Genomic DNA, 14,272 nt, shown 5'->3' on the forward strand with positions numbered 1-14,272 from the left:
CCGGAACAGCACCCACAACTCGTCCGGCACCAACCGCTCAACCAGATCCGTCATGCACGGCTCAACGAGCGATCACACCATCAGAAACGGCGTCTGAGGTCCGTCCCCCAGCACCCCTGATCGGACCAGTGCGACGGCACCGCCGGGCCTCCCCCATCCCCACCCCTATCCCGCTACTCCCAGCCCCCGTCCCCCGTCCTCCCCTCGCCGCCCGCCGCCCGCCGCCCGCCGCCACTGGGCCGAAGGTGGCGCGAGGGCCGGACGTGTGTGTGGGGGGGAGGTGCACGACGGCGGCACCGCGCTCGTCGAGGGGTTGTCGAGTCCCTGCCGACGGCCGGGCCGGGCGGGCCGCTCCCCTCGGCCGCCGCACCCGCCGCCCCCACCACCCGAAAGCGTGGGCTACTGCTGGTGCGGTCCCTCAGCTCGGCTTCCGGCTGTCGGCGTACCCGGCACGGTAAGGCGGTCCGGTTCACCCTTCCCGAAGTGCACCGGCCGCGCCGGCGCTGACCGCCGCCGCACGCTCCCGCTCGTCGGCCCCCCTGTCGTCCGCGTCATCGTCCCCGTCGTCGTCCGTCGCCGAGTCCGAGTCCGAGTCCGTGCCGAGCCGGCCGAGGCGGGAACGGCGCCGCCCGTACAGCGTGTAGACCAGCGCACCGGCCACCAGGAACGCCGCGAACTGCAGCCAGGTCGCCGGTCCGGTCCCGTACATCAGATAGCCGCAGAACGCGATGCCGAGGATCGGGCTGAGCGGGAAGAACGGGACGCGGAAGCGGCGCGCCAGGTCGGGCCGGGTCCGGCGGAGCACCAGCACGCTCAGATTGACCGCCGCCATGACCGCGAGCGTCCCGATGGTGGTCAGGTTCATCACCACGTCCAGGGGAACGACCGCAGCGGGCACGGCGAAGACGGCCGCGACGATCCAGGTGTTGGCGACCGGCGTGGACGTACGCGGCGAGATCCGTTCGAAGACGCGCGGGACCAGTCCGTCCCGCGACATCGACATCAGGATGCGGGTCTGCCCGTACATCACCGCGAGGACGACGGACGCGATGGCGACCACCGCGCCGAAGGCGATGACGCCGCCGCCGAGCGCGGAGTGGGTGACCCGGTTGACGATCAGCGACAGCGCGGCGGGCTGATCGGCCACCTGGTCGGAGGAGAGCGCCCCGATGGCGGAGACCGCGACCAGGCAGTACAGCACGGTGACCACACCGATGCAGATCATGATCGCGAGGGGGATGTTCCGTCGCGGGTTCCGGACCTCTTCCCCGGCCGTGGTGATCGCGTCGAAGCCGATGTACGAGAAGAAGGCGACCGAGGCGCCGGAGGTGATCCCGGCGATGCTCTCCGGTGCGAACGGCGAGAGGTGGCCGGCCCGGAAGGCGGTGAAGCCGATCGCGCAGAACAGCACCAGGATCGCCAGCTTCAGCACCGCCATCGCGGCGGTCGCGCGGGCGCTCTCCCGGATCCCGCGGACCAGCAGCAGCGCGGCGAGCAGGATCACGACGACGGCCGGGACGTTGACGATTCCGCCCTCGCCGGGCGGGTTGGAGAGCGCGGCCGGCAGTTCCCAGCCGGTCAGGCTGCCCAGCAGTTCGTTCAGGTACTGCCCCCAGCCGACGGCCACGGCCGACACCGAGACGCCGTATTCGAGCAGCAGGCACCAGCCCACGAGGAAGGCGGTGCGCTCACCGAGGGTGGCGTACGCATAGGAGTACGAGCTGCCGGACACCGGGATAGCGCCGCCCAGTTCCCCGAAGGAGAAGGCGGTGAAGACGCAGGTGGCGGCGGCCAGTACGAAGGAGACGATGACCGCGGGGCCGGCCTCCGCGACGGTGTCGGACAGGCCGACGAAGATGCCGGTGCCGACGATGGCGCCGATGCCGAAGCAGACGAGCTGGAAGAGGCCCATGCTGCGCTGGAGGCCGTTGCCTTCACGGTCCGCGCCCGATTCGGCGATGAGGAGGTCGGGGGACTTGATGCGCAGTCCGGCGGGACCTGGGGCACGCATGGGGTTCTCTCTCTGGTGGTGCGGTGCGCGTGGCGCGGGGTGGGCCACGCACGAGCGGGGTCCGGACCGGTGGGTCCGAACCCCGCAAGCGGCTCGATGGTAGCCGCAGGAGCTGTATGAGTGCCCTATCGGACGTATGCCTATGCAGTGTGATATTGGCGACGGCCCGGCGGGATGCAGGGGCACCAGGGGGCAGAAGGGCAGAACCCCACGGGACGGAACCCGCCGGCGTCCCTAGCCGGCGAGCGTCGCGACCAGTACCGCCTTGATGGTGTGCATCCGGTTCTCCGCCTCGTCGAAGACGACCGAGTGCGCGGACTCGAAGACCTCGTCGGTGACCTCCAGCGACGAAAGGCCGTGCCGCGCGTGGATCTCCCGGCCGACCGCGGTCCCCAGGTCGTGGTAGGCGGGGAGGCAGTGCAGGAACTTCACGTCCGGCTTGCCGGTGGCGCGCAGCACGTCCATGGTGACCGCGTAGGGGGCCAGCAGCGTGATCCGCTCGTCCCACACCTCCTTGGGCTCGCCCATGGACACCCAGACGTCGGTGGCGACGAAGTCCGCGCCGCGCACGCCGTCGGCGACGTCCTCAGTGAGGGTGATCCGGGCCCCGCTGCTCTCGGCGAGCTCGTGCGCCCGGGCGATCACCGTCTCCTCGGGCCAGAGCTCCTTCGGCGCCACGATCCGTACGTCCATGCCGAGCAGGGCGCCGGTGACGAGGTAGGAGTTGCCCATGTTGTTGCGGGCGTCGCCGAGGTAGGCGAAGGCGGTCTCGTCCAGGGGGCGGCCCCGGCCGTGTTCCACCATGGTCAGGACATCGGCGAGCATCTGGGTGGGGTGCCAGTCGTCGGTCAGCCCGTTGAAGACCGGTACGCCGGCGTGCGCGGCCAGTTCCTCGACGTCGGACTGACGGCTGCCGCGGAACTCGATGCCGTCGAACATCCGGCCCAGCACCCGTGCGGTGTCCTTGACCGACTCCTTGTGCCCGATCTGCGAGCCGGCCGGGTCGAGGTAGGTGGTCGAGGCGCCCTGGTCCGCGGCCGCGACCTCGAAGGAGCAGCGGGTCCGGGTGGAGGTCTTCTCGAAGATCAGGGCGATGTTCTTGCCGCGGAGGCGGGGGACCTCGGTGCCGGCACGCTTCGCCGCTTTCAGCTCGGCCGCGAGGTCGATCAGTCGGCGGAATTCCTCGGCGCTGAAGTCCAGCTCCTTGAGGAAGTGGCGGCCCGTGAGGTCTATCGCCATCGGTCGGCTCCTGTGTTGCGGCGGTCGGGGGGACGAGATCTGGAAGTGTATACGATGCGCCGTATCTATATACGGCAGCGTCCTCCCCGCACCGCCCACCGCCGCACGCCTCAGCCTGCCCCGGGCACCGCGTCCCTCGCCACCGGACAGCTCATACAGCGCGGACCGCCCCGCCCCCGGCCCAGCTCGCTCCCCGGAATCGTGATCACCTCAATGCCGCGCTTGCGCAGAAAGGTGTTCGTGGTGACGTTCCGCTCGTACGCCACCACCACGCCGGGCTCCACGGCGAGCACATTGCACCCGTCGTCCCACTGCTCGCGCTCGGCGGAGTGCACGTCCTGGGTCGCGGTCAGCACCCGGATGTCGGACAGCCCCAGCGAGGCCGCTATGGCACGGTGCATGTGCTCCGGCGGGTGATCGGTGACCTTGAGGTCCTGATCGCCCGAGCCCGGCTCGATGGTGTACGAGCGGAGCATGCCGAGGCCCTCGTACTGGGTGAAGGTGTCCCCGTCGATCATGGTCATGACGGTGTCCAGGTGCATGAACGCCCGCCGTTTGGGCATGTCCAGCGCCACGATCGTGCGCGCCGAACCGGCCGCGAACAGCCCGCGCGCCAGCAGTTCGACGGCCTGGGGAGTGGTCCGCTCGCTCATCCCGATCAGCACCGCACCGCTGCCCATCACCAGGACGTCACCGCCCTCGATCGTCGACGGGTAGTCCGCCTGCCCCTCCGACCAGACGTGGAAGTCCTCGGCGCGGAAGAGCGGGTGGTAGCGGTAGATCGCCTCGTAGTGGACGGTCTCGCGCTGCCGGGCCGGCCAGCGCATCGAGTTGATCGACACCCCGTCGTAGATCCAGGCGGAGGTGTCGCGGGTGAAGAGGTGGTTGGGCAGCGGACCCAGCAGGAAGTCGTCCAGATCCATCACGTGGAAGCGGACCGACGTCGGTTCGGGATGGCGCTCCAGGAACTCGCGTTTGGTCATCCCGCCCACCAGCGCCTCGACGAGTTCCGGGACCGGCATCTCGTCGAAAGCGGCGCGCAGATGGCCGGTGGCCAGCGGCCCGTACAGCTTCTCGTCGAAGACCCGGTCCAGGACCAGCTCCCGGGCCGCGGGGATCTGCAGGCTCTCGGCCAGCAGATCCCCGAAGAGGTGCACTTCCACGCCCCGGTCGCGCAGTACGTCCGCGAAGCCGTCGTGCTCGGCCCGCGCCCGGCGTACCCACAGCACGTCGTCGAAGAGCAAGGCGTCCTTGTTGGAGGGGGTGAGCCGCTTCAGCTCCAGATCGGGACGATGCAGGATGACCCGGCGCAGCCGCCCGGCCTCGGAGTCGACTTGGAATCCCATCTCCCCATCTTGGCCGCTCCGGGGGCCGAGGGGAGGGAGTCGCGCAATGTGAGGGGCACGGGTCGGCCGGTGGGGAGGGGGAGAGGGTGACTGAAGGTGTGCCTAGGGGGTGGGTGATCGCCGATCCTCGGCGGCGGGCGTACGGTCCTGCTGGCGTACGGTCCTGCTGGCGTAACGGTCCTGCTGGCGCTCGGTGGCCCGGCCGCCCGCGGCTCCGCCGCGCTCGCCGCCCGCCCGTAGCGTGACGGCCGCTCCCACCGCGACCGCCCCCGTCACCGCCGCGATCACCCAGCCGGCCCTCAACTCCCCGAGGCGGACGCCGCGTTGGCCTTGCCCTTCCCCCTGCCCTCCCCTGACGGCGATCAGCACGGCCACCCCCAGCGCCGTACCCACCTGCCGGGAAACCATCAGCACCCCGGACCCCACGGACAGCCTCCGCGCCGGCAGCAGCCCAGCGGCGGCGAACATCACCGGCTGGTACAGGCCGGTGCCGATGCCCGCGAGGACCAGGCCCGGCAGGAGGTGCCCCGCGTAGTGCGTGCCCGCGGCGTCGTCGTCCGCGCACACGAGCCACCACGACGCGGCCGCGACGAAGCAGAGCGACCCGATGACGCCGGCGGTCCGTTCACCGGCCGCCCGGACGATCCGGCCCGAGAACGCGGAGACCACCAGCACCGTGAGCGGCCAGGAGGCCAACGCCAGCCCGGCAGCGCCACCGGGGGCATGACGGACGCGGGCGCCACGCCGGTCAGCAGGCCGCGGCTACGGCCCCCTCCTACAGCCGCGGGTCCACCGGCTCGGACTCCAGCGCGAGCACGCCGAACACCGCCTCGTGCACCCGCCACAGCGGCTCGCCCTCCGCCATCCGCTCCAACGCCTCCAGGCCCAGCGCGTATTCCCGCAGTGCCAGCGAACGCTTGTGGCCGAGATGGCGTATGCGCAGACGCTTGAGGTTCTCGGGACGGGTGTACTCCGGCCCGTAGATGATCCGCAGGTACTCGCGGCCCCGGCACTTGACGCCCGGCTGGACGAGCCGTCCGTCCGGCTGCCGTATCAGCGCCTGCACCGGTTTGACCACCATGCCCTCGCCGCCGTCCGCGGTCAGCTCCAGCCACCACCGGATGCCGGCCGCGACCGACGCCTCGTCCTCGGTGTCGACGACGATCCGCCGGGTCGTGGCCAGCAGCCCTGCCCCACCGGCGAATGGTCCGCTTCCGGACGCCCCGCCGTCCCGGCCGGTCACCGCACTCTCCGCCGCCACGATCCGGTCGAGCAGCGCCAGTTGCTCCGTATGTGCCAGCCCGGCAAGGCTGCGCCCCTGTACCGCGAGGATCTGGAACGGCGCCAGCCGCACCCCCTCCAGTGCCCCGAGCCCGTCCGGCGTCGCCCGCTCGCCGACGCGCCAGCAGTAGCGCCGGTACGCCGCCGTGAACGCCGCGGCGTCCGCCGCCCGGTCCCGCTGCCGCTGGAGCAGCGGTCCCACCTCGACACCGCGTCCTGCCGCCGCCTCCAACGCGCCGAGCACGCCCGGGAACGCCGCCCCGGACGCCGCACCCACCGCCGCGTACTGCTGGCGCAGCAGTCCGGTCGCCTTGAGCGACCACGGCATCAGCTCCGCGTCCAACAGCAGCCAATCGGTCTCCAGCTCCTCCCAGAGACCGGCCTCCGCGACGCACGCACCGACCCGCCGCAGCAGGGATCCGGTCGCCTCCGGGTCGTCGAAGAACGGCCGTCCCGTACGGGTATAGAGCGCACCCGGCACCCCCTTGGGCGCCCCGAAGCGCTCCGCGGCCACCGTCTCGTCGCGGCACACCAGCACCACCGCACGGGACCCCATGTGCTTCTCCTCGCACACCACCTCCCGTACGCCGTCCGCACGGTACCCGGCGAACGCCTCCGCCGGATGCTCCAGGTAGCCGTCCTCCTGCGACGTCGCGCAGGGCGCCATCGTCGGCGGGAGGTACGGCAGCAGCCGCGGGTCGATCGCGAAGCGGCTCATCACCTCCAGCGCCGCCGCGGCGTTCTCCTCCTTCACGGCGAGCCGGCCCATGTAGCGGGTCTCCACGATCCGCCGGCCGGCCACGTCGTCCAGGTCGAGCGGGCGGCCGTCCGCACCGCCCGGCGCCTCCGTGGCGAGCGGCTTCGCCGGCTCGTACCAGACGCGTTCCGCCGGTACGTCCACCAGCTCCCGCTCCGGCCAGCGCAGCGCGGTCATCCGGCCGCCGAAGACGCAGCCGGTGTCCAGGCAGATGGTGTTGTTCAGCCAGGTGGCCCGCGGGGTGGGCGTGTGTCCGTAGACGACGGCGGCGCGGCCGCGGTAGTCCTCGGCCCACGGGTAGCGCACCGGCAGGCCGAACTCGTCGGTCTCGCCCGTCGTGTCGCCGTACAGCGCGAAGGACCGCACCCGGCCGGACGTCCGGCCGTGGTACTTCTCCGGCAGTCCGGCGTGGCACACCACCAGGCCGCCTCCGTCGAGGACGTAGTGGCTGACCAGTCCGTGCAGGAACGTCCCCACCTCGTCGCGGAAGGCGGCGTCCTCCTTCGCCAGCTGTTCGATGGTCTCGGCGAGGCCGTGGGTGTGCTGGACCTTGCGGCCCTTGAGGTAGCGGCCGAGCTTGTTCTCGTGGTTGCCCGGTACGCAGAGCGCGTGCCCGGCCGCGACCATGCCCATCACCAGCCGCAGCACCCCGGGACTGTCCGGTCCGCGGTCGACCAGGTCCCCGACGAACACGGCGGTACGGCCCTCCGGGTGCGCCGCGTCCACGGCCCTGCCGAGCCCGTCGCGCACCAGGCCGTACCCCAGCCGGCCGAGCAGCGCCTCCAGCTCGGAACGGCAGCCGTGGATGTCACCGATGATGTCGAACGGCCCGGTGAGGTGCCGCAGGTCGTTGAACCGCCGCTCCCTGACCACCTCGGCGGCATCGGCCTCGCCCTGGCCTCTGAGGTGGTGCACCTTACGGAAGCCCTCACGTTCCAAGTGGCGCAGGGAACGGCGCAGTTCGCGCTGGTGGCGCTGGATGACCCGGCGCGGCAGCCCGGCCCGGTCGGCGCGGGTCGCATTGCGCTCGGCGCACACCTGCTCGGGCACGTCCAGCACGATCGCCACCGGAAGGACGTCATGCTCCCGCGCCAGTCGCACCAGCTGGGTGCGCGCCTCGGACTGCACGTTGGTGGCGTCGACGACCGTCAGCCGCCCGGCCGCCAGCCGCTTCGCCACGATGAAGTGCAGCACGTCGAACGCGTCGCCACTCGCGCTCTGGTCGTTCTCGTCATCGCTGACCAGCCCCCGGCAGAAGTCGGAGGAGATCACCTCGGTCGCCTTGAAGTGCCGTGCCGCGAAGGTCGACTTGCCGGACCCGGTGGCCCCGATCAGCACCACCAGCGACAGGTCCGGCACGCCGAGCACCCGTCGCCCCACGCGCCCCTCACCTTCTGCTTCCCCCGCTACGTCCATACGGTCGACGCCCGTCATACCGCAACCTCCTCCCCGCTCACAGAACTGCTTCCCTCTTCGCACCTGCCGGCCCCGTGGCCGGTGGCACGCACACCGACACCCTCACCGGCTCCGGCACCCACGCCTGCACCGACTCCGGCTGGGGCTGCGGCCTCGGCTCCGACCGCGACCCTCCCGCCGCCGGCCTCCTCCGCCCTACGGAAATGGGCGAGCTGGGTCGGCGGCCCGACCTCGGGGTCGTCCGGCCCCACCGGGCCGAAGTCCACCTCGTAGCCGTGCCGCGCGGCCACCTCCCGCGCCCAGCCCCGGAACTCCCCCCGGGTCCACTCGAAGCGGTGGTCCGCATGCCGCACCTGCCCGGCCGGCAGCGACTCCCAGCGCACGTTGTACTCGACGTTCGGCGTCGTCACCACGACCGTCCTCGGCCGGGCCACCCCGAACACCGCGTACTCCAGCGCCGGCAGCCGCTCCGGGTCGACGTGCTCGACGACCTCGCTGAGCACCGCCGCGTCATACCCCTTCAACCGCGCGTCGGTGTACGCCAGCGACCCCTGTACGAGCCGTACCCGCGCCGCCTGCCGCTCCGGCATCCGGTCCAGCCGCAGCCGGCGCCGCGCCTCGTGCAGCGCCCGCATGGACACGTCCATACCGACGACCTCGGTGAACTGCGGGTCCTTGAGCAGTGCACCGACCAACTGGCCCTGGCCACAACCGAGGTCGAGCACCCGTGCCGCCCCGGCCGAGCGCAGCACCGCGAGAATCGCCTCCCTCCGCCGTACCGCGAGCGGCACCGGCCTTTCCTCGGTGTCCGCCTCCTCGTCCACCGCGTTGTCGATCTCCTCGGCGACCGCGTCGTCCGCCTCGGCCAGCCGCTCCAGCTCCAGCCGCGCCATGGCCTCACGCGCCAGCGCCCAGCGCCGTGCGAGATAGCGGCCGACGATCACCCGTTGCTCCGGGTGCTCCTCCAGCCAGCCCTCACCGGCCCGCAGCAGCTTGTCGACCTCGTCGGGCGCGACCCAGTAGTGCTTGGCGTCGTCCAGCACCGGCAGCAGCACGTAGAGATGCCGCAGCGCCTCGGCGAGCGTGCGCTCCCCTTCCAGTACGAGCCGTACGTAGCGGGAGTCACCCCACTCCGGGAACGTCTCGTCCAACGGCACCGCCTCGGCCAACACCTGCCATCCCAGCGGCTGGAACAGCTTGCGCACCAGCTCCGCACCGCCCCGGGCCGGCAGCACGGGTACCTCGATGCGCAACGGCATCGCCCGCCCCACCAGCTCCGGGCGCGCCGCGCACTGCCCCTTCATCGCGCTGGAGAAGACGCTCCGCAACGCCACCGCCAGCAGCGAAGAGGCCGCGTACGGACGGTCGTTCACGTACTGCCCGAGCGCCGAATCCGGAGCGCCGCCCCGGCCCTTGCCCCGGCCCCGGCGCACCAGGGCGATGGGATCGACCTCCAGCAGCAGTGCCGCGGTGCACCGTTCCGCATCCGCCTCCGGATACAGGACGTGCGCGGTGCCGTGCGCCGTCGAGAACTGCTGCGCCTTGTCGGGATGTTTGTGCAGCAGGAATCCGAGGTCGGTCGCGGGACGGTCGGCGCTGCCGGTGGTGGATATCGTCAGGAACACCCGTCCGAGTATTACGGCACCGCGCCCCGATCCCCACCAGTTTTCCCACAGCCCCGCCCCGACTCGGAGTCCTGTCCGACTCAGACTCTTGCTCTGGCTGAGAGACCCGTCTCGGACGCAGAGGCCCGCTCCGACCCGGAGTCCCGCCCTGAACTCAGAGGCCCGTCCCGAACTCAGAGGCCCGTCCCACACCCAGGGTCCTTTCCCGGCCCCACTCGGCCCAGCCACCTCAGCTCAACTCAGCTCAACTCATTCAACTGCCCGACTCGGCTCGGCTTGGCTTGGCTCGGCTTGACTCGGCTCGGCTCGACTCAGTTCCACTCAACCAAGGGCAGTCGCTAGTCGCTGTCTGATTCAGCCCAGCTGCGACTGCACCTGGTCCGAGATCAGCTGCAGGTGGTCCAGATCGTCAAGGTCCAGGATTTGCAGGTAGACGCGGGAGGTGCCGATGGCGGCATAGCGGCCGATCTTCTCGACGACCTCTGCGGGCGAACCCGCGAGGCCGTTGGCCTTCAGTTCGTCCACGTCCCGCCCGATGGCCGCAGCCCGCCGCGCCACCTCCGCATCGTCCTTGCCCACGCAGGCGACCAGGGCGTTGGAGTACACCAGCTCATCGCCCTTCCGCCCCGCGGCTTCGGCGGCCGCCCGCACCCGTCCGAACTGGCGCTCACTGTCTTCGAGCGAGGCGAAGGGAATGTTGAACTCATCGGCGTACTGCGCGGCCAGCCGCGGCGTACGGGTCGCACCGTGCCCACCGATCAACACCGGCACCTTGATCTGCACGGGCTTGGGCAGCGCGGGCGACTGCTCCAGCTGGTAGTAGGTCCCGTCGTAGGTGAACTCCTTTCCTGTCTCGGTGGCCCACAGGCCGGTGATGATTGCCAGCTGTTCCTCCAGCCGCGCGAACTTCTCCTTGGGGAACGGAATGCCGTACGCCTTGTGCTCCTCCTCGAACCACCCCGCACCCAGGCCGAGTTCCACCCGGCCGCCCGACATGTGGTCGACCTGCGCCACCTGAATGGCCAACACACCCGGCAGCCGGAAGGTGCCAGCCGTCATGAGCGTGCCGAGCCGGATGCGCTTCGTCTCACGAGCCAGGCCCGCCAGAGTGATCCAGGCATCCGTCGGACCGGGCAGCCCGTCGCCATTGCCCATGCTCAGGTAATGATCGGAGCGGAAGAACGCGTCGAATCCGAGATCCTCCGTGGCCTTGGCGACCTTCAGGAGCGTGTCGTAGGAAGCCCCCTGCTGGGGCTCGGTGAAGATTCGTAGGTCCATACCTCCATCCTGCACTTCTTGCGGCGGACCAACCGCGGCAGTGCGTCGTTGCTTGGCGTTGCTTCAGGTCGGATCGGACCCGTCCGGTCCCGGCCGGAACCTGCTCATTCATCACTGTGCCGGCGGGCAGACCGCACGGGGCGGACAATTGCCGTACCTCTGACACCTCTGACACCTCTGACATGCCTTGGCTGCGGCAAGGGCCGTTGATCATCGGCGGGTTCGGGGCCGTCGGGGGTGGCCCCGCCCGCGAGCGGGCTTCAGGGGCGCGAAAGCGACGGACGGCGGACGGCGGACCATGGACGGCGGGGCCGGACATTTCGCGGTGAGCGACGGGCTACGGGCGACGCACGGCGTCCGCCTGGTGATGGTGGTGGCGTGGGCGATAGGTCCGCGGTGGCAAGTGAGCCGGACAGCGGCAAGCGAGCCGATCACTGGCAGCCGCGCAGGTTACCGGCGATTGCGCAGGTCACCGGTGGTTACGCAGGTCACCGGTGGTTACGCAGGTCCGTGGCAGGTGAGCCGGCAGTGGCAGACCGGCCTCGCGGTGGCACGTCGGTTGGTCAGCAGCAGGCGACGTGGGGGTGCGCAGGCTGCGCAGGGCATTCCGTCGGGATGCGTGGCGGTGCGGCAGGCAGGTGGCGACGCTGCACCTGGCTGCTACTGCTGCTGTCAGGACCAATGCCGTCCTCAGGGCTTCTTCCGTGGTCGTTCTCAGGCAGGGTTCGGGTCACGCACCTCCAGTCTCTCCAGTATTCCGGTAACGCGGTCTCTCGATTCGTCGAGCGTGTCCATCGCCTCCACGCAGGTCCAGTACGTTCCTTCCTCCTCGGCGAGCAGCACCACGCCCACCAGTGCTTCGCATACCTCGCGCAGCAGCCGGCACAGCCCCGTCAGGGAAGCCCGGACGTCACGCACTTCGGAGAGCTGCGCCGCCCGCAGTCCGCCTCCGCCCCGTGTCGAGCACGGCAGTCCCCCGCTGAACCGCCCGCTCGCAACGCCCAGCCCTTGGGCCCGGGACCGCACCTCGTACGGTCCGAATATCGCGAGATGGCTACCTATCGCCTCCGCCAAGGCCTGCGCCTGCCACGCCTCGACGATCACGTCCTGCACCGTGGTCGACTCCGCCAGGCCGCGCCGGCTGGCCGCGATGATCCGCACCGCGTCCATCCTCTCCCCCTCCTTCCTTCTTCATTTGCATGCACCCCGCACTTCTTTCACTACCCAGAGTGAGGGGGAACAGCCAAAAAAGCCAGGGGAATTCGCAGATCTGTGGACAACCAAGGCGCTGTGGAGAGATCCATAACTCCATAGAGTGACGAGAGTCCGATATGTGCGCGCCCTGCTCCCCCTGCGCCACATCACCCCCATCCGTCACGCGCCCGGCAAGGATCACCAGAAATACCGGCAATGACCGGAAAATTCAGTATGAGGAGGGGCGGAGGAGCGAGTGCACGGGAACGCGTCCCTTCCCCCGGCGTCCCCTCCCACCCGCTACTCCTCGCCGCCCTCGCCCTTCCGGGGCCGGTCCGGCCGGGCCTGCCGGACCGCCGGAAAGCGCGTTTCATTGCGTTCGATCTTCGCGGCCAGCGCCGCCAGGGCATCGATCCCCAGCGCTTCGCAGAACTGCAACAGATACGCCAGCACGTCCGCGACCTCGTCCTCGACCCGGCCGGCCATCCGCGGGTCGGACATCACCTTCGCCGATTCCTCCGGGGTCAACCACTGGAAGATCTCGACGAGTTCCGCGGCCTCGACGCTCAGCGCCGCGGCCAGGTTCTTGGGGGTGTGGTACTGCTGCCAGTCCCGCGCGGCCGCGAATTCGGCCAGCCGGCGCTGCAGCGCATGAAGATCCTCGCTCATGCTCCTAGGTGTAGCACCTGTACGCCGGGCAGTCCGTCGGCGACCGAGGGGTCCCGTACCGTGCCCAGCAACCGGACGTGACCGCGTTCCGCCATGCGCACGGCCAGCGACACCAGCTCGCGCGCCTGCCGGTGGTCCATGCAGCGGTCCATTCCGTCGGCCATGACGGTCATCTGCTGTTGTGCCGAGGGGATCTCCCCCGCCGGATCCATGGCCAGCACCCCCGGCCCGGTCAGCAGCACCAGCGCCAGGGCGAGAAACCGCAGCTCACCGTCGCCGAGCTGCTCGATGGGCATCGCGCCGAGCGTGCCGCGGTCGACCACGGCCTGCAGACGCGGTTCTTCGACCGCTGCGCCCTGCCCGGCCCGCTGAGCACCGGAGCCACTCCGTCCGCCTCCCGCCGGTGCCGCTGGCGAAGGGGCTGCGGCCGCCCTCTCCGCCGTCGCGTCCGGCTGCCTCGGCACGGCGCGCAGCCCGTCGACCGGGCCGGCGCACGCTTCCCGTACTGCCGCGACCAGCACTGCGTGCCTTCTGGTGCACTCCTTGCTGGTCCGCTCCAGTACGGCGGGCAGGTTGTCACAGGAGGTCCGCAGCCGCCCCTCGTCGGGCATGTCATCGGCGCCGCGGCCCCAGCCCCCGGCCCCTCCGCCGTCTCCGCCGCCCTTGCGGGCCCGCGCGCCCCGGCTGCCGGGGGTGGTCGCGGTCGCTGCCGCTTTTCCCGCGGCCTTCCCCGTGCCCGCCTTCTTGGCTCGACCCGTACCGCCCCCGCACACGGCGCCGGCCGCCATGGCCGCCCTCGTCCCCCGCATGACCTCCGGACGGGGATCGCAGACGAACGCCGAGCGCAGCGCGACGACGACCTGTTCGGCGGCGGCCAGGACGAGCCGCTGGCCCTCCGTCTTACCGGCGACGCGCAGCGGGAGCAGCGACGTGCCGAGACGGTCGTCGGGCAGCGGGGCGCGGGTCACCGGGGACGCCCCCGCGGTGTGCCAGGCCGCCTGGACCGCGGGTCGCGCCGGGTCGGTGAGTGCGGTGGTCAGCAGCGTTTCGCCGCCGCCGGTCAACCGCTCGCCGACGATCCGGAGTTCGGGCTCGGCCTGTACGGCGAGGTCGAGGTGGACGGGGCCGGCCGGACCGTCGACCGTGCAGCCGATACGGAAACCTCGTCTCCCCTCTTCGTCGGGGCGCGCTCCTGCCGGCACACACGCCGATGCGCTGCCCGCGACGTCCCGTACGGCCCGGGCGAGGGATTCTCCGCTTCCCAGGCGGGCAAGGATCTCGTACGCCTGCAGCGCACTGGATTTGCCGCTTCCGCTCCCACCGCTCAACAGGGTCAGCGGGCCGAGCGGCAGGGTGATGCCGCGATGGGTCTTGAAGGCGGACAGCCGTAACTCGGTGACCGCCGGTCGCACACTGCCGGTATCCATATGGGGACGCTATGCAGTGGCGCGACCGG

10 protein-coding genes and 1 pseudogene are annotated in these 14,272 nt (G+C 71.0%); 1 reads left to right on the forward strand and 10 read right to left on the reverse strand.

Annotated features, from left to right (window positions below; all coding sequences use genetic code 11):
• Nucleotides 1-393 precede the first annotated feature (393 nt).
• A pseudogene (locus tag AB0G35_RS32200) lies at nt 394-507 on the forward strand (ATP-binding protein); the annotation flags it as partial.
• On the opposite strand, the gene AB0G35_RS32205 reads toward AB0G35_RS32200, so the two are convergent.
• The 10 genes from AB0G35_RS32205 to AB0G35_RS32250 form a co-directional block, all read right to left on the reverse strand.
• Nucleotides 470-2,011 (reverse strand): amino acid permease, encoded by a 1,542-nt coding sequence (locus AB0G35_RS32205; RefSeq protein ID WP_360956775.1) that lies wholly within the window; start codon nt 2,009-2,011, stop codon nt 470-472. The pseudogene AB0G35_RS32200 and the gene AB0G35_RS32205 sit on opposite strands and share 38 nt — an antisense overlap.
• Nucleotides 2,012-2,245: 234 nt before the next feature.
• Nucleotides 2,246-3,250: an ornithine carbamoyltransferase gene (argF, locus tag AB0G35_RS32210; RefSeq protein ID WP_360956777.1), complete on the reverse strand. Its 1,005-nt coding sequence runs from the start codon at nt 3,248-3,250 to the stop codon at nt 2,246-2,248.
• A gap of 110 nt (nt 3,251-3,360) precedes the next feature.
• The gene (locus tag AB0G35_RS32215; RefSeq protein ID WP_360956779.1) at nt 3,361-4,596 is read right to left on the reverse strand and encodes an arginine deiminase; all 1,236 of its coding nucleotides are present in this window, start codon (nt 4,594-4,596) and stop codon (nt 3,361-3,363) included.
• Nucleotides 4,597-4,698: 102 nt separating this feature from the next.
• Nucleotides 4,699-5,292, reverse strand: a complete 594-nt coding sequence (locus AB0G35_RS32220; protein WP_360956781.1) for a hypothetical protein — start codon at nt 5,290-5,292, stop codon at nt 4,699-4,701.
• A 79-nt stretch (nt 5,293-5,371) separates the two neighbouring features.
• Nucleotides 5,372-8,014, reverse strand: coding sequence for a polynucleotide kinase-phosphatase (locus tag AB0G35_RS32225; protein WP_360956783.1), 2,643 nt, complete (start codon nt 8,012-8,014; stop codon nt 5,372-5,374).
• Between the two features lie 50 nt (nt 8,015-8,064).
• Complete coding sequence (locus tag AB0G35_RS32230; protein WP_360956785.1) at nt 8,065-9,675, reverse strand: 3' terminal RNA ribose 2'-O-methyltransferase Hen1; 1,611 nt, start codon at nt 9,673-9,675, stop codon at nt 8,065-8,067.
• Nucleotides 9,676-10,029: 354 nt separating this feature from the next.
• Nucleotides 10,030-10,953, reverse strand: a complete 924-nt coding sequence (locus tag AB0G35_RS32235) for an LLM class F420-dependent oxidoreductase (RefSeq protein WP_360956787.1) — start codon at nt 10,951-10,953, stop codon at nt 10,030-10,032.
• Between the two features lie 714 nt (nt 10,954-11,667).
• Nucleotides 11,668-12,123 carry a DUF6099 family protein gene (locus AB0G35_RS32240; RefSeq protein WP_360956789.1) on the reverse strand — a complete coding sequence of 152 codons (456 nt, stop codon included), beginning with the start codon at nt 12,121-12,123 and terminating at the stop codon, nt 11,668-11,670.
• 324 nt (nt 12,124-12,447) lie between these two features.
• On the reverse strand, nt 12,448-12,816 hold the full coding sequence (locus tag AB0G35_RS32245) for a nucleotide pyrophosphohydrolase (protein ID WP_360956791.1): 369 nt from the start codon (nt 12,814-12,816) through the stop codon (nt 12,448-12,450).
• Nucleotides 12,813-14,243: a biotin transporter BioY gene (locus AB0G35_RS32250; protein ID WP_360956793.1), complete on the reverse strand. Its 1,431-nt coding sequence runs from the start codon at nt 14,241-14,243 to the stop codon at nt 12,813-12,815. The genes AB0G35_RS32245 and AB0G35_RS32250 overlap by 4 nt, the downstream gene beginning before the upstream one ends.
• Nucleotides 14,244-14,272 lie beyond the last annotated feature (29 nt).

Origin of the sequence: Streptomyces sp. NPDC021749 (assembly GCF_040640655.1) — a bacterium.
Classification (GTDB): Bacteria; Actinomycetota; Actinomycetes; order Streptomycetales; family Streptomycetaceae; genus Streptomyces.